Genomic DNA, 22,781 nt, shown 5'->3' on the forward strand with positions numbered 1-22,781 from the left:
CTCTGGCGGCGTATCTATATGGCACTGAGTCTGTTGACCATGCCCGGCTTTAGCCCACTGTTACAGGCCGAGGATCGCCTGGCGGAAAACGAGGTTGAATTTGACGCGGCCATGTTGAGCGCTCGCGGGGTGGATGGCAAAACCGCCGAGTGGTTTCGCGCGCCAGCGCGTTTTATGTCGGGTCCCTCCCGCGTCAAGCTGTGGGTCAACGGTATTGACCGTGGTAACCGGCTGCTGAATTTCGATCATGCGGGCATGCCCTGTCTTAATGCCGGGGCGTTGCGTCAGGCGCAGATTGCTGTGCCCTGGCGGGCGCAGAATGAGGCGGATTTTTGTGTTGATCTCCGGCAACAGTTTCCGTCAGCCACCGTCACACCGCTGCCGGGAGAGGCCCGTATCGAGCTGGTGGTGCCTACGGATGCGCTGATCGACGACGCGACAGAACAGCGTGATTGGCAGCAGCAGGGAACGGCAGCGATGCTCAATTACGATCTCAATCATCTGACCTCATCGAGTCACAACAGCGATCTCTCTTTTAGCCAGTTTGCCAGTGTATTAGGGGCCAATCATCAGGGCTGGATTATGCGTAGTCGGCAAACGCTGACCGCGTTTCAGGGAGAAAATCGTTGGCAGCATCAGGCTGCCTATCTGCAGCGCAGCTTCCAGCGGCAAAAAACGATCTTTCAGGCCGGGCAGGTGAACCTGGTCAATTCGCTGTTTGGTTCTGGCCAGGTGTTCGGAATGCAAATATTTCCGGAAACCGCCTTGCAGCGCCAGGGGGAAAGTGCCGCGCTGATTGAAGGTATCGCCGATACGCAATCGGTGGTTGAGGTGCGTCAATCGGGGGCTCTGCTTTACAGCACTACCGTGCCTGCCGGTCCTTTTACATTGAGCGGGTTTTCCCTGCTCAATAGTCAGAGCGATCTGCTGGTCAAGGTGATCGGCAGTCACGGTGAGGTCCGTCAATTCAGTGTCTCTGCCAGCGAGTTTCTGGTGGCCGCCGCGCCGGGTGTGCAGGGGTTGTCCCTGGGGATAGGCCGTCTACAGCAACCAAGGAGAGGAACCTCGCCCTGGTTAACCACTGCCGGGCTGGGCTGGGGCTTGACCCGCCGTATTGATACCTCGGTGGGCGCGCTTGCCAGCGCCGACTACCAGGCTGCGGCGGCCAGTATCAATATCACCCCGCGGCAGAACACGCGGGTGAGCGCGGTACTACGGGGGGCGGACGAGCGGCAATACCACCATCGTGGGCTGTCGATGACCACCTTTGCCAGCCATGCGCTGACGCCACGTATCGGACTAATGCTTAACTTCAGTCGGCAAACGGCTGGTTATCGTGAGCTTAGCGAAGTGCAGATTGCTGATGTTCACCAGCAGTATCGTGGGGCACGCCAGCAACTGGGTGCCGGGGTGAACTGGTCGCATACGGCAACCGGTAGCCTGGCGTTGTCGTGGAGTCGAAGCCAGGCTAGCGGTCGTCGCGATATCAATACCGTCCGTCTGGGCTGGAGTCGGCGCATGGGGCGGGCTGTGTTGGGGGCGAACCTTGAACGTCATCATGGCGGTAGCCACGGCAACGACAACCGTTTTTATCTCTCACTAAGTCTGCCATTAAATGCTGGCCAGCTTAATGCCTGGCATAGCGACAGTGGTCGCGGCGCGCGCAGCGGCGTTCGCTATAGCCAGAGTCAAAATCAGGAACGCAGCTGGAATATTGCCAGCGAACGCAACAGCCGTTTGGGACGCACTGAGTTTGCCGCCGGATTTGATAGCTTCAATCCCCGTATGCGGGTTGCGGGTAATATGACACTGGGCAGCCAGCATGATCGCAGTGCGGCGATCCACCTGCAAGGCTCCGGGCTCTGGTATCAGGGACAGTGGCTGTTATCTCCTTCGGCCATCGGCGACACCCTGGGCATTGCTCGCGTCGGCCAGGAGCCGGGGGTGCGGCTGGATACCCCGTACGGTCCCGCCTGGACCAACGGTCAGGGAGTGGCGGTATTGCCCGCCCTGGGTGCCTATCGGCGCAGCCTGATCCAGGTCGATACTCGCAAGCTTAAACGCAGCCGGGATATTGATAATGCCCTGCAATACACCGATGCTGGCCGGGGGGCGGTCAATGAGGTTAATTTTAACGTGATGAAAACCAGACGGGTGTGGATCAAGGCGACGACTCCTGCCGGGCAGCCTTTGCCTGAAGGTGCCAGCGTATTTGATCAACAGGAGCAGTTTATGGCCATGACCGCGGACGACGGCAGTTTCTTTATTATGAACGCGCAGCCCGGCATGAGCCTGGTTGTCGACTCGCCGGATGGCGGCAGCTGCCGGTTGTTGCTCGATTTGCCCGCGATCCCGCCAGAGGGAAAATTGTTTGAAACCGGGAGCCCCGTATGTCAGTAACATCTGCGTTGAAGCAAGGGATGCTGATGCTGCTGGCAGTTAGCGCTCCCCTTGGCGCCAGGCCGTTATTGCCGCCTCTTCCTGTCGTTGACGATTGTGTGTTAGCCACCAGTGCTACCACTCTCGACTATGGCGTCCGCTCGCTGGCGCAGCTGCATGGCAGCTCACGGGGTGATTATCTCACGCCAGGACGCCGCCGTATTCAGGTGCGCATTAGCTGCCCTCGCCCTCGGTCGATGGCGTTGCATATTACGTCCGCGGATCGAGGCCGTACTACTATTGCCTACGGTGAGCAGGGGCGTTTACAGGTCGAGGTACAGGAGGCGATGCTGGATGGTTCGCCGGTGGCGCTGTCTTTGTTTAATGCGCAGGGTGGCAGCCGGGAAACGGCAAATCAGCTACTGGCGGGAGATGAGATCAGGCTGCCGGAAAAGGTCAGCGGTCGATTACTGGTGTTATGGCTGGAGTTTGAGCCGCAGCTCTTGCCGTTGGCCGCGAGCGGTTTGCAATCAAGTGAAGCCCACCTGCGGCTATCGCTTGTTGCTCCGGGATCGTGGCGGTAAACGGCTTTCCGCCAGCCAGAAGCTGGCGGAAAGGTGGCTCAGGCGACCTGAACCGGTACCGCTTTAGCGGTGCGTCTTAGCTGGTTTGCGCCTTCAAAATAGGCAACATTGGGATGATGCTGGCGGGCAGAGGCATCTGACATTTGCACAAACGAGCAGATGATCAGCAGATCGTCGACGCTGGCGCAGTGAGCGGCCGCCCCGTTGACCGAAATAATGCGTGAACCGCGTTCGGCGGCAATGGCATAGGTGGAGAAACGTTTACCGTTTGTCACGTTGTAAATATCAATTGCTTCATATTCCAGGATCCCCGAAGCGTCGAGGAAATCCTGATCGATGGCGCAAGAACCTTCATAGTGTAAATCAGCGTGTGTCACATGGACTCGATGCAATTTACCTTGCAGCATTGTGCGTACCATAGCGATATACCTTTACGAGTAAATTTTTACTGCGTTATCCCGGCTTAGTCGCCTGACTGTCGGCAGTCAGGGGATAACATCTTGGGTTTTGTTTAACCCTAGAGGGTTAAATCGACTTCCTGGTTGTCTATCAATCGGGCTTTGCCTAACCAGGCAGCCATCAGGATCACTGCCGACGTACTGTCGACCGATAAATCACGCAGGTTTTTGGCATCGCGGATAAAAAGCTCATCCGGCTGCAAACCTGCTTCACGTAACATCTGTGCGCATTCTGCCAGCAACTCTTCAATATGTCGCTCACCCTGAGTCAGGCGCATAGCCACGTGGTTCATGATTTTATAAAGCTGAGGTGCCAGTTTACGCTCTTCGGCGGTCAGATAGCCGTTGCGTGAACTGAGCGCCAGACCGTCTTTTGCCCGCACGATAGGCACACCGACGATCTCCAGATCGTACCCCATATCTTCTACCAGCGCGCGGATCAGCGCCAGCTGTTGATAGTCTTTTTGGCCAAAACAGGCAACGTCAGGCTGCACCAGATTAAACAGCTTACTGACAATGGTCGACACACCGCGGAAATGCCCTGGGCGGCTGGCCCCTTCGAGCATGGTGGACAGACCAGGGACATCAACTTGGGTTTGGGTTGCCAGACCTTTGGGATAAATCTCTGCGGGGGTCGGGGCAAACACCAGGTCCACGCCGCGACTGATCAGTTTTTCACAGTCTTCCTGCAAGGTGCGCGGGTAACGTTCCAGATCGTCGGCCCGTTCAAATTGCATCGGGTTAACAAAAATGCTGACGACGACAATATCGGCGCGCGCCTTGGCTTCGTCAACCAGCGTCAGGTGTCCTTGATGCAAATTGCCCATGGTGGGCACCAGCGCAATACGCTGGTTATGCTGTTTGTAAAAGCGAATTTCCCGACGTAACAGCGGGATAGTTTCAATAATCAACATGATATTACCTCGTAGTTATCCCCATCAGCGGTGACACCAATGACTGCGGGATAGCGATGCGTTACATAAAACTGTGTTCAATGCCCGGGTACAAACCCTGCGCCACTTCATCAACATACAGACGAACGGCATCGCGGATATCGCCGGCTTCGGCCAGAAAATCCTTGGCAAATTTTGGCGTATGGCCACCGGTAATGCCGAAGGCGTCGTGCATCACCAGTATTTGACCGTCGGTTACGTTGCCTGCGCCGATACCGATCACCGGAATACTCAGCTCTTCGGTGACACGACGCGCCAGGTCAACCGGCACACATTCGAGGACCAGCAACTGCGCCCCGGCCTGTTCCAGCGCCAGCGCATCCTGCAACAGTTGGTTAGCCGCCGCTTCTCCGCGGCCCTGCACCTTGTAGCCGCCAAAGATATTCACCGACTGCGGCGTCAGCCCCAGATGTCCGCAAACCGGTACGGCACGCTCGGTGAGCATCCTCACGGTGTCACACAGCCAACTGCCACCCTCCAGCTTGACCATATTGGCTCCGGCGCGCATCAGTTGCGCCGCGCTGTCAAAGGTTTGCTCCGGCGTGGCATAGCTCATAAAGGGCAGGTCAGAAAGCAGCAGGGCTTTCGGTGCGCCACGGCGAACGCAGCGGGTATGGTAAACAATGTCCTCAAGGGTTACCGGCAGCGTGGAGTCATGGCCTTGCACTACCATACCCAGCGAGTCGCCAATCAGCATTACAGGGATCCCCTGTTCTGCAAAGAGTTGGGCAAAACTGGCATCGTAGGCGGTAATGGTCGCAAATTTGTGTTTTTCCTGCTTCCATTGGCGCAATTGACTCATGGTTGTCGCTTTCATCTTAATCTCTCAGCCTTGTCAACGATCAAAATACCAGGCGGGTATTCTACGGGAAGGTCAATAAACCAAGTAGCCCGTTGAGGCAAGTTGCGAGTTATCGCACACCTCAAGAACCACTTAATCAGGCTTGGGTATACTCATTTAAGGAAGCGGCTGCAAGTGTTAAAAAGGAGAAAGGGCAAGAGATGCAAATTCTATTGATCGAGGCCGATAAAATCACGAGCAATGGCCACCGGGCAGCGACCAGGCAGAAATAACGCTTACCAGCGGGTCAGGCCATTTAGCGGCACGCGCTGCAGCAGTTGTTGCAGGCTTTCACCATCGGGGAACACCAGGTCTGGCGCGATTTCCGCCAGCGGATAGAGCATAAACTCGCGGTTTTTCATATCGTAATGGGGAACAATCAGACGATCGCTGGCGATCACGCTATTGCCGTACAGCAACATATCAAGATCCAGCGTACGAGGTCCCCAGCGTTCGGCTTTGCGCACGCGCCCCTGATTCTGTTCAATCGCCTGGGTACAGTCGAGCAGCTCATCGGCGGGTAGCTGGGTGTCGAGTGCTACGACCGCATTAAGATAGTCCGGCTGGTTCTGTGGTCCCAGCGGCTTGCTGCGGTAAAACGAGGAGGTTTGCACCAGACGAGTACGGGGAAGGTGCGCCAGAGCTTCCAGCGCACAATTTACCTGGTCTACAGGCTTGGCAAGGTTGCTGCCTAGCGCAATGTAGACCCGAATCATTGACCGCTACCGGCGCGTGGTGCGCGTTTGCGCGGACGGCGCGTACGGTTGCGACGTGGTGCAACATCATCACCCAGGGTGCCGAGCATACTTTTTTGCGATACCGGCGTGGCTTCCTGGAATTCGCTCCACCATTGGGTCAGGCTTTGCAGTTCGCGATGCTGTTCCACTTCGGCACGCAAGGCCAGCAGATCGAAAGCGGCACGGAATTTAGGATGTTCCATCAGTTTGTGCGCACGTTTGCCCTGACGGCGAGACAGGCGCAGCTGCAACGACCAGATATCGCGAACCAGCGTGGTAATACGTTTCGGAATGGCCAGCGAGCGACACTGCTCATCAAGCACATCGTTCATGGCCAGCGAGAAGGCGTCGTAATAGGTCAGGCCTCCCTCTTGTGCCAGCTTCTGGGCGTGCTCAATCACCGGGTACCACAACATGGCGGCAAACAGGAAGGCCGGATTGACCCGCATATCGTTTTGCAGGCGGTGATCGGTATTCTTCAGTACCTGATCGAGAATGCGCTCCATCGGGCTGTCGCCGTGTTCGGTAAAATGGCGAGCAATCAGCGGGAACAGCGGCTGGAACAGTTGATACTCACGCAGCAGTTGCGCGGTTCTAAAGCCATAGCCAGCCTGCAACATTTTCAGTGACTCTTCAAACAGCCGCGCCGGGGGAATTTCCAGCAACAGGCTGGCCAGACGAGGAATAGGCTCGCCGGTTTCCGGGCTGAGGGTCATATCCAGTTTGGCAGCAAAGCGTACGGCGCGCAGCATACGTACCGGGTCTTCACGGTAACGGGTTTCCGGATCGCCAATCAGACGGATAATGCCGTCCTGCAAGTCTTTCATCCCGCCGGTATAATCGCGCAGGGTAAAGTCGGCAATGCTGTAATACAGGCTGTTAATGGTGAAGTCGCGGCGCTGGGCATCTTCTTCGATCGAACCGAAGATATTGTCGCGCAGCAACATACCGTTCTGTGCCTGCTGCGAAAGGTTTTTGTCTTCCGATTCCTCAAGCTGCTCATGATGGCCGCGGAAGGTGGCGACTTCGATAATTTCAGGGCCAAACATCACATGAGCCAGACGAAAACGGCGACCTACCAGGCGACAGTTGCGGAACAGTTTACGGACCTGTTCTGGCGTCGCATTGGTGGTGATATCAAAGTCTTTTGGCTTTTTGTGCAGCAATAAATCGCGAACGCCGCCGCCGACCAGATAGGCTTCGTAGCCGGACTTATTCAGGCGATAGAGGACCTTCAGCGCATTGTCGCTGATATCTCGGCGCGAAATACTATGGCTATCGCGCGGGACTACGGTCATGGTGTCAGTTGACGTTGCACTGTGTTTGCTCACAGATTTGTGCGGCGCTTGCTGTGCGCGTGGCGATTGGCGATGCGTGCTGCGTCTTTCACGATGCTCGTACGCTTTAGCCTTCACGGGTTCAGCTTCTGGCGAAGTGATGGGATCGCGGTGTCCTTTATCATCGTGAACAGGCTTCTCTTCACGAATGATTTTATCTTCACGAACTAGCACCTTACGGCAAAAATTGGCTACTCGGGTAAAAATGGTACACCTCGATAGTGTCGGATAAAAATGGCGCAACCTAAAACAGCGGCTAATCATAGCTCACAAGGGCTACTTTGAGAATGGCGAATGCCGTTCATATTTCAAGTTAGCGCGCTATTGGCTGTGGTTGCTGCACTTTGCACGCTATTGGCCGGTCGGGCGATGACGTGGGACGTTATCTAACGACCAGTGCGCGACTGCCCAGCGTAATAATAAAGGTAAAGTCAAATCCTGCCAGCTTTCTGGCAAGGTTTGTCCTAAAAATATCAGTGCCTGTACCATCACCGGCCGCGGATCGCCCGCTGGCAGCGGCGGCGCATGATTTTGCTTGGACAATTTGTCGCCATGCTCATTACAGGCCACCGGCAGATGCGCATACTGCGGCGGTGGCAGTTGCAGGTGGCGATACATCGATAGCTGACGCAGGGTAGGGGCAATCAGGTCGGCACCGCGCACAATATGATTCACGCCCTGAAAATGATCGTCAATCACCACCGCCAGATTATAGGCAAACAGGCCGTCTCGACGGCGAATAATAAAATCTTCCATGGCGAGGCGGTCATCGGCGACACATTCTCCCTGTAACTGATCGTGAAAATGGGTGACCGGCAGGGTCTGGTACATGCGAATGGCGGCATGTTGCGGGCCATGGCCGGCATTGCGACAGTGACCGTCATAGATGCCCCCCAACTCCGCAATGCGTTGTCGGCTACAGGTGCAGTAATAGCTTTTACCCTGTTGATGCAGCCAGGCCAGCGCCTCGCGATAGGCATCGTGGCGCTGTGATTGCCATACCACCTCATCGTCCCACTCCAGACCATAGCGTTCCAGCGTCATCAGTATACGTTGGGCACTGCCGGGGACTTCTCGTGGCGGATCGATATCGTCAATACGCAGACGCCATTGTCCACCCTGCGAACGGGCGTGCAAATAGCTGCCAAGTGCGGCAATCAGTGAACCAAAATGGAGATCGCCTGAGGGGGAAGGAGCAAAACGGCCAATATAGGAGGATGTGAGCATAACAGGAAGATTCATTGGTGGAGCGAGGTGTGCAGAGCACACCACAATATACCCCTCGTTGTTGACCTTGCCTCTGTGCTGGCTCACCCGAATCACTTACGCAGGTAAGTTCATCGGGATTCGCTCGCTTGCAGGCATGCTGCAACGCCAATAACTTAGGGTACAGACCCCGTAACTTAGCCAGCCATCTGCTTTTCGCGGATTTCTGCCAGCGTTTTACAGTCAATACACAAGTCAGCGGTAGGACGTGCTTCAAGACGGCGAATACCGATCTCTACGCCACAGGATTCACAAAAACCAAAATCCTCGTCTTCCACTTTTTTCAACGTCTTCTCGATCTTCTTAATGAGCTTACGTTCACGATCGCGGTTACGCAGTTCCAGGCTGAATTCTTCTTCCTGAGTGGCACGGTCTGCCGGATCAGGGAAGTTGGCTGCTTCTTCCTGCATATGCGTAACGGTACGATCGACTTCATCCCTGAGCTGATTGCGCCATGCTTCAAGAATCTTTTTGAAGTGGGTCAGCTGGGCGTCGTTCATGTACTCTTCGCCTGGCTTCTCTTGATACGGCTCCACACCAGCGATGGCGAGAATGCTCAAGGACGAGGTTTTACGGGTTTGCCCTTCTTGCATGATGCTTCTCCTACATAACGCACTATCGATCCCCAACGGGGGAAAAAATCAGGCCGCTATAAATACCAGAAGGAAGCGAGATTGGCAATTATTCCTCACAACCCCTTGACAAGGGTGTGAAGGAAAGCGTATCCGCACCAAACCGTTTTAGCTGCTGACAACTTCAATTCCGAGTACTACGAGTCCATCACTTACAACAAGTTCATGACGAGCTGTTAATTTTTCATAGTGCAGGGTTACGGCTGCAGGACCTTTTTTTGCCAACTTAGCTGAGTAAGCGCCTGCCAGGCTTATCAACTGCCTCTTTTATGTTATCTGAACGCTATCCGCAATCGTTTAGCGAGGGAGCAGTGGTAATGATTTGGTCAGCCAGATCCCCTCGGCAGAAAGCCTGGCACCGTAACATATCACTTCAACACCCTGTTGCTGCACTTGCGTCAATAATTCAGCATAACGGGGATCAATATGGTGTGCAGAAGTCACAGTTTCAATGCCTGAATGCAATACAGCGAAAAAAAGTACTGTTCGCTGCCCCTGTGCTGCCATTGCCTGTAATTCGCGTAAATGCTTCTGTCCGCGCAGTGTAACTGCATCAGGAAAATAACCACGTCCCTGTTGCAGCAGCGTGACAGATTTCACTTCAATATAGCAGTCAGGACGATTATCTGCCTGCAATAACAAGTCTATACGGCTATTTTCCGAGCCATAGCGCACTTCGCCGCTGAGTTTACTGTAACCGGATAATTCGGCGATGGCCTGCTGCTCAATGGCTTCCCGCACCAGCTGATTGGCGCGTAAGGTATTCACGCAGATCCAATCCCCCGTTTGCGTTTCAGACAATTCCCAACTGTGGGCATACTTCCTTTTCACATTCGCCGAGGTGGAATACCAGACGGTATCACCGGGTGTGGCACAGCCAGTCATGGCACCGGTATTGGCGCAGTGTAACGTTAATTGTTGCCCGTCGGACGTGACCACGTCGGCAAGAAAACGTTTGTAACGTTTAATCAACGTGGCAGATTGCAGTGGCGGCGAAAATTGCATCAAATCAGCTCTCTGCTTAACAAGATGAAGGGGCGGAGCTGACCAATGGCCAGCTGTGCAGACATTGATAGCGAGTGCGGCCCTGATGGAAACGCGATTCATACAGCCCGAAATCGGCGGCGGTCAGCGTCCATTGCGGCGTTGATGCCGGCAGCGCCAGCGGCTGCGTGGCACCGCGTAGCAACGAAATATGCGGATGAAACGGCAAGGTCGATTGATGGCACCCGTTGCGCGCTGCATGGGAGCGTAATAACGAGGCCAGTTGCAACAGCGCCGTCGGTGCCCGCCGGGTGCCAAGCCACACCACGCCAGGGCGCGGCCAGTGTCCCAGGTCGTCGAGCTGCATACTGAAAGCGGGTGACTGTATCCGCGAGGCGATATCAGTCAATACGCTGGCCTTCTGCTCGCTGATTTCACCTAAAAACGCCAGCGTCATATGCAGATTGGCAGCCGCCACCGGTCGTCCGGCATCCGCAGCAAAACTCTCGGCGCGCCAGGTGATGACTTGCTGCTGCAGTGGCTTCGGCAGGGCCAGGGCAAAAAACAGACGACGTGCTTCAGGCATGATTTTTCCTTGAGTGTATTATCGCTCGTCGTAACGAGACCCCGGAATGCTACAATTCCTGCCGCCCGGCGACAATTTTTTCTCTGCCCGGCCAAGGGTGGACGCAATGGCCTGGCGAAAGGTTTGTCTCTCGTATCCCGCGGACGCTAGGCTACAATAGCCGCCGTTGATAATGAATCATCATGGAGAATCTGTGTCCTCACTGCCCATCGCCGCCGTACTGGATCAAGTTATTGCTGCCCTGCAACAGGCGCCGCAGGTGTTACTGCATGCGCCCACCGGCGCCGGGAAATCTACCTGGTTACCTTTGCAGATCCTCGACGCGGGGATTGTTACCGGCAAGATCCTGCTGCTTGAACCCCGCCGTCTGGCGGCAAAAAGCGTGGCCTGGCGGCTGGCGCAGCAGCGGGGAGAGTCTGTCGGGCAGACCGTGGGTTACCGCATGCGCGCCGAATCAAAAATTGGCGCAGAGACCCGGCTGGAGGTGGTGACCGAAGGGATCCTCACCCGAATGCTGCAACAGGATCCCGAACTTGGCGGTTACGGTCTGGTGATCCTCGATGAATTTCATGAACGCAGTCTGCAGGCGGATCTGGCGCTGGCCTTGTTACTGGATGTGCAACAGGGGTTACGCGACGATCTGCGCCTGCTGATTATGTCGGCCACCCTGGATAATGCCCGTTTATCGCCTCTGTTACCCGCCGCACCTGTGATTATTTCCGAGGGACGCAGCTTTGCCGTCAGCCGTGACTATCTGCCGCTGGCTAGCCATGAGCGCCTGGAAGAGGGCGTGGCGCGCATTGTTGGCCGCTTGCTGGCCGAGAACAGCGGTTCGATGCTGCTGTTTCTGCCGGGCGTAGCCGAAATTACTCGCACCCAGCAACAGTTGAGCGAACGGCTGAGTGATGATGTCGACCTCTGTCCGCTATATGGCGCCTTGTCGCTTGAGCAACAGCAAAAGGCCATTCAGCCCGCCCCGGCCGGCCGGCGCAAAGTGGTGTTGGCGACCAATATTGCCGAAACCAGCCTGACCATTGAGGGCATTCGCCTGGTGGTGGATAGCGGGCTGGAACGCAGCGCCCAGTTTGACCCGCGCAGCGGTCTGACCCGGCTGGTGACCCAGCGTGTCAGCCAGGCGGCGATGACACAACGCGCCGGACGCGCCGGTCGTCTCGAAGCGGGCCAGTGCTGGCACCTGTTTAGTAAAGAGCAGGCGGAGCGCGCCAGTGCGCAAAGCGAAGCCGAAATATTACATAGCGATCTCAGTGGCCTGTGGCTGGATCTTTTGCAATGGGGCTGCCACGACGTCTCACAGCTGACCTGGCTGGATACGCCGCCCGCAGTGGCATTACGCGTGGCGCAGCAGTTGCTGGCCTCGCTCGGCGCGGTGGATGCGCAGGGCAAGCTGAATGCCCTCGGGCGTAATATGGCGCGTCTGGGGTGCGACCCACGGCTGGCAGCCATGCTGGTGCAGGCCCAGCGTCAGGGAGACGATGCGCTGGCCACGGCGGCCCTGCTGGTCGCCCTGCTGGAAGAACCGCCGCGCGGCGGTCAGCCGGATATCGATTATTGGCTCAGTCGTCCGCAGCCGCACTGGCAGCGCCGCGCCCGGCAGTTAAGTCAGCGACTGTCGCGCAGTAACGGCCAGGTGGATAGCGCGCTGGCCCCCTGGTTATTGGCCGAAGCCTTTAGCGACAGGATCGCCGAACGCCGGGGTGTGGAGGGGCGCTACTTGCTGGCCAATGGCCTCGGTGCTTCGCTGCCGCAGGACGATGCCTTAAGTCGTGCGTCCTGGCTGGTAGTCCCGCAGTTGTTGCAGGGTAATAACAGCCCGGATGCGCGGATTCTGCTGGCGATGACGCTTGACGCCAGCCAGCTTGCCGCCCGCTTGCCGCAGAAGGTCAAAGAACAGACTGCCGTGGAGTGGGATGAAGAAAAAGGCACGCTGCGCGCCTGGCGACGTTGGCAGATCGGGCGTCTGGTATTAAAGGCGCAACCGCTGGCCAAACCGGCCGATGCCGATCTTCAGCAGGCATTGCTGGAATGGGTACGTGCCCAGGGATTACAGGTTCTCACCTGGTCAACCGAGGCTGAACAATGGCGAACGCGGATGATTTGCGCCAGCAAATGGCTGGCGGAAGGTGAGTGGCCAGCGATGGACGATCAAAGCCTGCTCGATTCACTGGAACAGTGGCTGCTGCCTTCCCTCAGTGGTGTCCGCACCCTGCGGGCATTGCAGCAAGTGGAGTTGGCGCCGGCACTGCTGCGCCTGCTGAGCTGGAGTCAGCGCCAGCGTCTGGAGACAACTTTACCTGCTTATTATAGCGTGCCGACTGGCAGCAAATTGCCAATCCGCTATCATAGCGACCAGCCGCCGGTACTCTCGGTCCGTTTGCAGGAAATGTTTGGTGAAGCCGCCAGCCCGATGCTGGCCGAGGGGCGCGTTGCCGTGGTGCTGGAGTTGCTTTCACCGGCGCATCGTCCGTTACAGATCACCAGCGATCTGGCGACCTTTTGGCAAGGGGCTTATCGAGAGGTTCAAAAAGAGATGAAAGGCCGTTACCCTAAGCACCCCTGGCCGGATAATCCCGCCGAGGCGGTGCCGACGCGCAGAACGAAAAAATATCAATAATGTTCTGAACGACTGCGGTACAGAATCGAAAAAACAGCAGAATTTTCAGACCTTTCTTCTATGCCAGAAGAAAGGCGGAGCACAGAGTAAGCGCCAGTTTATTGACACAGCCCTTATTTTGACCAAAGGCGCAGGGTAAACCGTCGGATAACGACGTTACCCCAGGTAATGGAGGTTGCCGCTCAGGCAGCAGCTTCAGTTACGCTGGGACATTGACCCATGGCCATTATCTAAATAGCAAGAAATAGCATCCGGTATGTTTTTTATAAAGCCGGGTCTGACGGAGATTAAGTATGTCTGGCGATGATCGCGAGCCGATTGGCCGTAAAGGCAAACCTTCACCCCCCAAGCCCAAACGCGGGCGTTTTGTGCGTCGTCAGGACGATGACGAAAAAGAGCCGCGTTATGACTATCAGGGCGATGATGAGCAAGATGAAGATGATGTTAGAGAAAATGCAGCACGCGAGGAGTCGCGTATGACCCGTAAGGCCAAGCCGGCCAAGGCAGCCAAAAGCAAAAAGCCTCGTAAAAAGCGCGGCTGGTTGCGACTGTTAATTAAGCTGTTTATCATTTTTGTCATCATAATGGCGGCCTATGGTGTCTATCTTGACTCCGAGATCCGCAGTCGTATTGACGGCAAAGTCTGGCAACTGCCCGCGGCGGTATATGGCCGTATGGTGACGCTGGAGCCGGGATCCTCTTATACCACCAAAGAGATGGTCAACCTGCTTGAGGGTACCCAGTACCGTCAGGTAACGCGCATCACTCGTCCGGGTGAATTTAGCGTCAAAGGCGGTAATATCGACCTGTTGCGTCGTCCTTTTGATTTCCCGGACGGCAAAGAGGGGCAGATTAACGCCAGACTGGTGTTTAAAGGCAATCAGCTGTCTGAAATCAAAAACCTCGATAACCAACGAGATTTCGGTATTTTCCGCCTCGATCCGCGCCTGATCACCATGTTGCAGTCCCCCAATGGCGAGCAGCGGCTGTTTGTGCCGCGCGCCGGTTTCCCGGATCTGCTGGTGCAAACGCTGATCGCCACCGAAGACCGTCATTTCTACGAGCATGATGGCATCAGCCCGTACTCCATTGGACGTGCTTTTGTCGCCAATGTCACCGCCGGTCACGCGGTGCAGGGCGGCAGTACGCTGACGCAGCAACTGGTGAAAAACCTGTTCCTGACCAATCAGCGCACCCTGTGGCGTAAAGCCCGCGAAGCCTATATGGCGGTGCTGATGGACGGTCGCTACAGCAAAGATCGCATTCTCGAGCTGTATCTGAACGAAGTCTATCTCGGACAAAGTGGATCGGATCAGATCCGCGGTTTCCCGCTGGCCAGCCTTTATTACTTTGGTCGACCGGTCAATGAACTCAGTCTCGATCAGCAGGCGCTGTTAGTCGGCATGGTAAAAGGCGCCTCGCTGTATAACCCATGGCGTAACCCGCAGGTGGCGCTGGAACGACGCAATCTGGTGCTGCGCTTGCTACAAAGCCAGGGCATTATCGATCAGGAACTGTATGACATGCTGAGTGCGCGTCCATTAGGCGTACAGCCGAAGGGCGGGGTGATCGCTCCTCAGCCGGCGTTTATGCAGATGGTGCGTCAGGAGCTACAGCAGAAACTGGGCGACAAGATCGCCGGGTTGTCGGGGGTGAAAATCTTCACCACGCTGGATCCTATTGCTCAGGACGGGGCTGAAAAAGCGGTAGAAGAAGGTGTCCCTTTACTGCGCAAGAAAAGCGGTTTTCCCGATATTGAAACGGCAATGGTCATTGTGGACCGTTATACCGGCGAAATTCGCGCTATGGTTGGCGGTGCCGAAACGCAGTTTGCCGGCTTTAACCGCGCCATGCAGGCTCGTCGACAGGTTGGGTCACTGGCCAAGCCTGCCACCTATCTGACCGCGCTCAGCGATCCGAATAAGTACCGCCTCAATACAGTGCTGGCCGACCAACCACTGGCGCTCAAGTTATCCAACGGTCAGACCTGGTCGCCACACAACGATGATAATCAGTATCGGGGTCAGGTGTTGCTGGTTGATGCGCTGGCGCGGTCAATGAACGTGCCAACGGTCAACCTCGGTATGGCCGTCGGGCTGGACAATATTACCAAGACCTTGATTAGCCTTGGTATCCCGAAAGAGTCGCTGAACCAGACACCGTCCATGCTGCTGGGGGCTATTGCCCTGACGCCGATGGAAGTGGCGCAGGAGTACCAGACTATCGCCAGTGGCGGTAATAAGGCACCGCTGTCGTCGGTACGTTCGGTGATTGCCGAAGACGGTTCGGTGCTGTATCAGAGCTATCCGCAGGCAGAACGGGTGATCCCGGCTGAAGCGTCGTATTTGACCATGTATGCCATGCAGCAGGTAGTGGCCGAAGGTACGTCGCGGGCGTTGGCGGTGAAATATCCCAACCTGCATCTGGCGGCGAAAACCGGTACCTCGAACGAACTGCGCGATAGCTGGTTTGCCGGTATCGATGGCAACCAGGTGGCGATCACCTGGGTCGGCCGTGACAACAACGGACCGTCGAAACTGTGGGGGTCCACCGGGGCATTGGCGCTTTATAGCCGCTATCTGAGCAATATCACCCCAATGCCACTGAATCTGCAGGTTCCCGACGATGTCAGCATGATGAACATCGACTATAGCGGAAACTTTATCTGTAACGGTGGCGGTGGATTACTCAATGGCGGTGGCTTGCGCACTATTCCGGTGTGGACTGACGATGCGCAGCAATTGTGTCAGGCGTCGCAGGCGGCGGCTTATCAACAGGCGCAGCAGCAACAGTTGCAGCAACAACAACAGCAGCCAATGCAGCAGCAACCGCAACAACAGCAACAACAACAGCCGCAGCAACAGCAGCAACAAGACAGTAACGGTGTTGCTGGCTGGATAAAAGACATGTTCGGCCAATAATCGTGGCAAGACCGCTGTTTTCAGCGGTCTGAGTTTGATGACAAAGTCGTCTTGATGATCGAGATACCCGGGCATAGCACACCTAGGGGCGCTCCGGCGGGCAAGCCCGCTACGACCCCAACGGTGCACTCTCCCTAATAACGGACTTTGTCAGCAGTCTGAGACCGCTGTTTTTAGCGGTCTTCTGCGTGATTCAAAGCGATTTTCCGCAGCGCGATGGCTATCGCGCTGTTTTTTTATCCACTCACCGCCCTTTTATTCTCCGCTTTCTGCACTTCTTTTGACCACAAACAAGGTATGGAAACATTTTCCCCTCGCTGTCGCCGCTTAAGGTAAATGCTCTTGCAGTTTCCTTACAGTTGCGACTATTATGCGGCCTTTATAATAACTATTATCGTTTACATTCTCATTACACTTTATCCAGAGACTAAAAAATGGCTTTTAAGCGCACGCTTTCTGTGAAAAACGGCCCGGTGAATTTTAAATTTCATCAACTGGCATTAACGGTTGCTGCGGCGATCGGCAGTCTGGTATTTCAGGCTTCGGCAGCAACGACCTCTGCCAGCGCGCCTAAAAACGACACCATCACCGTTGTCGGCGACAGCACCACCAATGTTGCTCCAGAGTCGGCATGGGGCCCTGCGCCGACCATTGCCGCCAAACAGAGTGCTACTGGCACCAAGACCGATACGCCGATTGTTAAAACACCGCAGTCGATTTCGGTGGTGACGCGTGAAGAGATGGATACTCGCCAGCCAACCACGGTCAAAGAAGCGCTAAACTACGCCCCCGGCGTTTTCGCCAGTCGCGGCAGTTCCACCACTATTGATGCCGTTGCCATCCGTGGCTTTACCTCGGTCAATACCAATCAGTATCTCGACGGTATCAAGCTGCAAGGGGACAACTATTCAGAAGTCGCCATGGACCCCTATCTCCTGGAACGTGTTGAATTGCTGCGTGGCCCCGCTTCGGTGCTGTATGGTAAAAGCAATCCGGGTGGCGTGATCACCATGGTTAGCAAGCGCCCAACCACTGAGCCGTTGCATGAAGTGCAGTTTAAAATGGGTACCGATAACCTCTATCAGACCGGCTTTGACTTCAGTGATGCTATTGATGATGCGGGTGTCTATTCCTACCGTTTGACCGGGGTGGCGCATAGCCAGGATACGCAGCAGGTGATGAGCAAAGAAAAACGCTATGCCATTGCCCCTTCTTTTAGCTGGCATCCTGATGATAAGACCACCTTTACCTTCCTGAGCAACTTCCAGAATGAGCCGGACGCCGGTTTCTATGGCTGGTTGCCGCGTCAGGGCACAGTGGTGCCGTACTACGATGCCGCAGGTAATGCCCATAAACTGTCGACGGATTTTAACGACGGTGAGGCAGTGAACAAAATGTCGCGCAATCAGAAAATGGTTGGCTACAGCTTTGAACACGGCTTTAACGATACCTGGACCGTGCGTCAGAACCTGCGCTATACCAAGCTGCAAACCCAATATATTGGGTTCTACGGCAATGGCTATACCGCTCCGGCGACCCTGAATCGCGCCTACGTGCAGTCCAACGAGAACCTGAGCAACTTTGATGTCGATACCCAGGCGCAGGCGAAATTTGCTACCGCCAGCGTGGATCACACCCTGCTGATGGGCGTGGATTATATGCGCATGCGTAATGACATCGACGCCGACTACGGTACGGCTGCCGATCTGAATATGCTTAATCCGCAGTATGGCAGCGATAAGAGCAATCTCTATTACGCCTACAATATTCTTAACCGTCAGGAGCAAACCGGCCTGTATATGCAGGATCAGGCGGAGTGGCAACACTGGATCCTGACCGCCGGTGGCCGTTATGACATAGCGAAAACCTCGACCCTGACGCGTTCTTCCGGTGATACCGCTGAGAACAAAGACCATCAGTTTACCTGGCGTGGCGGCTTGAACTACCTGTTTGATAACGGTATTTCACCTTATTTCAGCTACAGTGAGTCCTTTGAACCGGTAACGGGTTCTACCAAGGCTGGCCAGCCTTTTGCGCCATCACACGGCAAGCAATATGAAACCGGTGTGAAATATATTCCGCATGATCAACCGATCAGTCTGACCGCCGCGGTATTCCAGTTAACCAAAGATAACAACATCACCGTCGATCCTTCTGATGCGTCCTTTAGCGTACAGTCCGGGGTGATCCGCTCCCGTGGGCTGGAGCTGGAAGCAAAAGCTGCGGTTAATGCCAATGTGAATGTTATCGCCTCTTATACCTTTACCAATGCGAAATACACCCACGATACCAATTATCAGGGGCAACGTCCGGTAGAAGTGCCGCGGAATATGGCGTCGCTGTGGGCCGATTATACCTTCCACGAAACAGCACTGAGTGGTCTGACTATGGGCTCCGGTGTGCGTTATGTCGGTGCGACCTCCAGCTTCTACACCAGCGGTGACGATACCAACAAGCCGTTTAATGTGGCGAGCTATGCCATTGTTGATGCCATGGTCAAATACGATCTGGGACGCTTTGGCTTGCCGGGATCTTCGGTGGGCGTCAATGTCAACAACCTGCTTAACCGTGAATATGTTGCCAGCTGCTATCGCGATTATGCCTGCTACTGGGGCAGCGATCGTCAGGTAGTCGCCACGGCAACCTTCCGCTTCTGATAGAGCCAACACCTCGCACTATCTGGCCGGGGCAGCATAACGCTGTACCCGGCTTACTGACTGACAGGCCATTATGCAAAGCATCCATGCACCACATCCGCCGTTGCTGACCGACAGTGTCTATCGTCTCGACCAGGCAAGTTTTCGCGTCGCCGGGCGCACGCTGCTGGCACCGCTTTCACTGACCTTTCCCGAGGGGAAAGTCTGTGGCCTGATTGGCCACAACGGCTCCGGTAAATCGACGCTGCTAAAAATGCTGGGCCGCCATCAGCCCGCCTCTTCAGGGCAGGTTTTGCTCAATGAAAAACCGCTGGCCGAATGGCAAAGCAAGGCCTTTGCACGCCAGGTTGCCTATTTGCCGCAGCAACTTCCGGCGGCAGAAGGCATGACGGTCAATGAGCTGGTGGCGATGGGGCGCTATCCCTGGCACGGTGCGCTGGGACGTTTTCGCCTGCAGGATCGCCAGAAAGTCGAAGAAGCCATTGCGCTGGTGGGGCTAACGCCTTTTGCCCATCGGCTGGTCGACAGTCTGTCCGGCGGCGAACGGCAACGGGCGTGGCTGGCCATGATGGTGGCGCAAGACAGTCGTTGCCTGTTGCTGGATGAGCCGACCTCGGCGCTGGATATTGCCCATCAGGTCGAGGTGCTGGCGCTGATCCAACGCTTAAGTCATCAAAAAGGTTTAACGGTGATTGCTGTGCTGCACGATATCAATATGGCCGCGCGTTATTGCGATCGACTGGTGGCCTTGCGTGGCGGCGAGATGATTGCCGAGGGCGACCCGCAGCAGATTATGCAAAGCGCGGTACTGGAAAAAATCTACGGTATTGCCATGGGCATTTTGCCTCATCCCGGCGGCGGTGCCCCGGTAAGCTTTGTCTATTAATATGCAGGCAATAAACACTTTTCCCGGTCTTACCCGCCGTCGCCTGTTGCAGGGGCTGGCGTTGTCACCGCTGCTGGCCGCCATGCCCGCCTTCAGTACTGCCCGTCCCGATCTCGGCCGTATTATTGCCCTGGAATGGCTGCCCGTAGAATTGCTGATTGCCCTTGGCGTGATGCCGATGGCGGTGGCCGATATCCGCAATTATAACCTGTGGGTCAAAGAACCGGCGTTGGTGCCTTCAGTGATTGAGGTAGGACAACGTACTGCTCCCAATATGGAACTGATGCAGCAACTGGCCCCGTCGCTGCTGGTCATTTCTCAGGGATATGGCCCAAAGGCCAGTCAATTGGCGCCCATTGGCCCGGTGCTTGCCGTGACCGCCAACGATGGCTCGGGACATCCTTTGCAGCAGGGCATTCGTTCGCTGCATACCCTGGCGGATTATCTCGGTTTGCAACAGCAGGCGGTGCGCCATTTGCAGATCTACCAGGATGTGTTGGCACAAACCCGGCAAAGCCTGAAGTCAGCAACCGATCTGCCGGTGCTGCTGTTCTCTTTTCTCGATAAACGCCATGTGCTGATTTTTGGTGAGGGCAGCCTGTTACATGAAGTGATGGGCGAGGTTGGACTTAGCAATGCCTGGACGGGCGAGAAGAACTATTGGGGCAGCGTCACCATCGGCATTGAACGGCTGGCGGCGATACGCAATGTCCGTGCGTTGTGCTTTGATCACGATAACCAGCAGATGCTGACTGAGGTAGCACAAACGCCGTTGTGGCAGTCACTGCCCTTTGTGCGTGAAAAGCAGCTTAGCGTAGTGCCCGCAGTCTGGTTTTATGGTGCCACGCTGTGCGCTATGCGTTTTTGTCATATTCTGTCGGCAACGCTGGGGAAGCCTGTATGAATCGCCGTTCCGTCAGCCAAACGCTGGCGCTGTTACTTTTGCTGACCCTGGCCTGCGTGCTGCTCACCGTGGATAACCTGCATCAGCAACTGCCTTTCTCTCTGTGGTCACAGGCGCTGTGGCAACCCAATATCGACGATGTGCGCCAGATGCTGTTCCACTACAGCCTGTTGCCCCGTTCGGCGGTGGCGCTGCTGGCCGGTGCCGGTCTTGGTCTGGTGGGACTATTGTTTCAGCAGGTGTTGCGTAACCCGCTGGCCGAGCCTGCGACCCTGGGGGTTTCCGCCGGAGCCCAGCTTGGGCTGACGGTGGCTACGTTGTACAGCCTGCCGGGAGGGGCGATCGGCCAGCAATTTGCTGCGATGATCGGCGCTCTCGTCGTCGGCGGGCTGGTATTTGGCGTCGCCTGGGGCAAGAGATTGTCGCCGGTGACGTTGATCCTCGCCGGTCTGGTGCTGGGTCTGTACTGCGGTGCGGTCAGCAGTTTGCTGGGATTGTTTAACTATCAACAATTGCAGAGTCTGTATCTGTGGAGCAGTGGCTCACTCAATCAGCAGGACTGGCACACGGCAGGCTTTTTGCTGCCGCGAGTATTGATTGTCTGGTTGCTGGCCTTTGTGCTACAGCGCCCGATGACGCTGCTGGGGCTGGATGACGGGGTGGCAAAAAACCTCGGCCTGGGGCTGTCGCTGGCTCGGCTGTCGGTGTTGGCGCTGGCAATTGTGATGAGCGCCCAGTTGGTTAATGCCGTCGGGATTATCGGTTTTATCGGCCTGTTTGCGCCGCTGCTGGCCAAGGTGCTGGGGGCACGACGTCTGAAGATGCGCCTGTTGCTGGCACCGCTGTTAGGCGCTTTGCTGCTGTGGTTGACCGATCAAATTGTATTGTGGTTAAGCGCTGTCTGGCAGGAGGTGTCTACCGGGGCCGCCACCGCTCTGGTGGGCACGCCAATCCTGCTGTGGCTGCTGCCGCGCCTGCGCAGTAGTGGTATGCCGCCGCCGATGGATCAGCGCGATAATATTCCCGCTGAGCGCCACAATCTGTTGCTGTGGATCAGTCTGGCGGCGCTGCTGTTGTTGGCCGGGCTGACGGTGGCATTCTGCTTTGGTCGCAATGCCCAGGGTTGGCAATGGGTCGCGGGCGTTCAGCTTGATCTGCTGCTGCCCTGGCGCGCGCCGCGAGTTTTCGCCGCTCTGGCCGCCGGGGTGATGCTGGCTTCTTCGGGGGTGATCATCCAGAAACTGACCGGCAATGCCATGGCCAGTCCCGAGGTGCTGGGCATCAGTTCCGGTGCCGCTTTTGGGGTGGTCATAATGCTGTTTCTGGTGCCCGGTGATGCCTTTGCCTGGCTTTTGCCCGCCGGCAGTCTCGGCGCTGCCGTCACGCTGCTGATTATTATGCTGGTCTCCGGTTTTCGCCATTTCTCGCCGGAGCGTATGCTGTTAACCGGTGTCGCCCTGAGCACCGCGTTTAATACTCTGCTGGTGCTGCTGCTGGCCAGCGGTGACCCGCGAATGGGTGACTTGCTGTCGTGGATCTCCGGCTCGACCTATGCGGTGACCGCCGAACAGGCGTGGCGCACCAGTATTATTGCCGGTCTGTTGCTGCTGCTGGTGCCTTGCTGTCGTCGTTGGCTGGCTATCTTGCCGCTGGGCAGCGTCACCGGGCGTGCACTGGGATTGGCCCTGGTGCCCAGCCGATTGGCACTGCTGACCCTGGCGGCCATTATGACGGCGTTAGCCACGCTATCTGTCGGTCCGATGAGTTTTATTGGCCTGATGGCCCCGCATATGGCCAGAATGCTGGGATTTCGTCGTCCTCTGGCGCAGTGGATGGTGGCCAGTATGATCGGTGGGTTGTTGATGGTCTTGGCTGACTGGTGCGGGCGTATGCTGTTGTTTCCGGATCAGATCCCGGCCGGGTTACTGGCGACTTTTATCGGCGCGCCTTACTTTATCTATCTGCTGCGTAAGCAGTCGGCATAAAATTGGGGCCGTGATAGGCCCCGAAGGTCGTCTGAGGGA

17 protein-coding genes are annotated in these 22,781 nt (G+C 56.2%); 8 read left to right on the forward strand and 9 right to left on the reverse strand.

Annotation, left to right across the window (positions count from 1 at the left end; genetic code table 11):
- The first annotated feature begins 18 nt into the window (after positions 1–18).
- Both GW590_RS13130 and GW590_RS13135 read left to right on the forward strand, forming a co-directional pair.
- Entirely contained in the window at positions 19–2,400 is a 2,382-nt protein-coding gene (locus GW590_RS13130; protein WP_169403498.1) for a fimbria/pilus outer membrane usher protein, read from the forward strand.
- A complete protein-coding gene (locus GW590_RS13135; RefSeq protein WP_169403499.1) occupies positions 2,391–2,963 on the forward strand; it encodes a DUF1120 domain-containing protein in 573 nt (190 codons plus the stop codon). The genes GW590_RS13130 and GW590_RS13135 overlap by 10 nt, the downstream gene beginning before the upstream one ends.
- 38 nt (positions 2,964–3,001) lie before the next feature.
- On the opposite strand, the gene panD is transcribed toward GW590_RS13135, so the two are convergent.
- From panD to thpR, 9 genes are all read right to left on the reverse strand, one after another.
- On the reverse strand, positions 3,002–3,382 hold the full coding sequence (gene panD / locus GW590_RS13140; RefSeq protein WP_169403500.1) for an aspartate 1-decarboxylase: 381 nt from the start codon (positions 3,380–3,382) through the stop codon (positions 3,002–3,004).
- A 98-nt stretch (positions 3,383–3,480) separates the two neighbouring features.
- Entirely contained in the window at positions 3,481–4,335 is an 855-nt protein-coding gene (gene panC, locus GW590_RS13145; protein WP_169403501.1) for a pantoate--beta-alanine ligase, read from the reverse strand.
- 61 nt (positions 4,336–4,396) lie between these two features.
- On the reverse strand, positions 4,397–5,191 hold the full coding sequence (gene panB, locus GW590_RS13150; RefSeq protein WP_169403502.1) for a 3-methyl-2-oxobutanoate hydroxymethyltransferase: 795 nt from the start codon (positions 5,189–5,191) through the stop codon (positions 4,397–4,399).
- 260 nt (positions 5,192–5,451) lie between these two features.
- Positions 5,452–5,931 (reverse strand): 2-amino-4-hydroxy-6-hydroxymethyldihydropteridine diphosphokinase, encoded by a 480-nt coding sequence (folK, locus tag GW590_RS13155; RefSeq protein WP_169403503.1) that lies wholly within the window; start codon positions 5,929–5,931, stop codon positions 5,452–5,454.
- A complete protein-coding gene (gene pcnB, locus GW590_RS13160) occupies positions 5,928–7,496 on the reverse strand; it encodes a polynucleotide adenylyltransferase PcnB (protein WP_408014937.1) in 1,569 nt (522 codons plus the stop codon). Before pcnB ends, folK begins: the two co-directional genes overlap by 4 nt.
- Before the next feature lie 144 nt (positions 7,497–7,640).
- Positions 7,641–8,516, reverse strand: coding sequence for a tRNA glutamyl-Q(34) synthetase GluQRS (gene gluQRS / locus GW590_RS13165; protein ID WP_169403505.1), 876 nt, complete (start codon positions 8,514–8,516; stop codon positions 7,641–7,643).
- A 176-nt stretch (positions 8,517–8,692) separates the two neighbouring features.
- Positions 8,693–9,148: an RNA polymerase-binding protein DksA gene (dksA, locus tag GW590_RS13170; protein ID WP_169403506.1), complete on the reverse strand. Its 456-nt coding sequence runs from the start codon at positions 9,146–9,148 to the stop codon at positions 8,693–8,695.
- Between the two features lie 336 nt (positions 9,149–9,484).
- Positions 9,485–10,192, reverse strand: coding sequence for a DNA/RNA nuclease SfsA (sfsA, locus tag GW590_RS13175; protein ID WP_169403507.1), 708 nt, complete (start codon positions 10,190–10,192; stop codon positions 9,485–9,487).
- Between the two features lie 16 nt (positions 10,193–10,208).
- Positions 10,209–10,757: an RNA 2',3'-cyclic phosphodiesterase gene (gene thpR / locus GW590_RS13180; protein ID WP_169403508.1), complete on the reverse strand. Its 549-nt coding sequence runs from the start codon at positions 10,755–10,757 to the stop codon at positions 10,209–10,211.
- A gap of 193 nt (positions 10,758–10,950) precedes the next feature.
- Here thpR and hrpB point away from each other — a divergent pair, with 193 nt between their 5' ends.
- From hrpB to fhuB, 6 genes are all read left to right on the forward strand, one after another.
- Positions 10,951–13,389, forward strand: a complete 2,439-nt coding sequence (gene hrpB, locus GW590_RS13185; RefSeq protein ID WP_169403509.1) for an ATP-dependent helicase HrpB — start codon at positions 10,951–10,953, stop codon at positions 13,387–13,389.
- A 293-nt stretch (positions 13,390–13,682) separates the two neighbouring features.
- Entirely contained in the window at positions 13,683–16,310 is a 2,628-nt protein-coding gene (mrcB, locus tag GW590_RS13190; protein WP_169403510.1) for a bifunctional glycosyl transferase/transpeptidase, read from the forward strand.
- A gap of 434 nt (positions 16,311–16,744) precedes the next feature.
- Positions 16,745–18,967, forward strand: a complete 2,223-nt coding sequence (gene fhuA, locus GW590_RS13195) for a ferrichrome porin FhuA (protein WP_169403511.1) — start codon at positions 16,745–16,747, stop codon at positions 18,965–18,967.
- Between the two features lie 73 nt (positions 18,968–19,040).
- Positions 19,041–19,853, forward strand: coding sequence for a Fe3+-hydroxamate ABC transporter ATP-binding protein FhuC (gene fhuC / locus GW590_RS13200; RefSeq protein ID WP_169403512.1), 813 nt, complete (start codon positions 19,041–19,043; stop codon positions 19,851–19,853).
- A 1-nt stretch (position 19,854) separates the two neighbouring features.
- Positions 19,855–20,757, forward strand: a complete 903-nt coding sequence (gene fhuD / locus GW590_RS13205; RefSeq protein WP_169403613.1) for a Fe(3+)-hydroxamate ABC transporter substrate-binding protein FhuD — start codon at positions 19,855–19,857, stop codon at positions 20,755–20,757.
- Complete coding sequence (gene fhuB, locus GW590_RS13210) at positions 20,754–22,742, forward strand: Fe(3+)-hydroxamate ABC transporter permease FhuB (RefSeq protein ID WP_169403513.1); 1,989 nt, start codon at positions 20,754–20,756, stop codon at positions 22,740–22,742. Before fhuD ends, fhuB begins: the two co-directional genes overlap by 4 nt.
- Positions 22,743–22,781: the final 39 nt, after the last annotated feature.

The organism is Rouxiella aceris (assembly GCF_012933545.1).
In the GTDB taxonomy this organism is placed as follows: Bacteria; Pseudomonadota; Gammaproteobacteria; order Enterobacterales; family Enterobacteriaceae; genus Rouxiella; species Rouxiella aceris.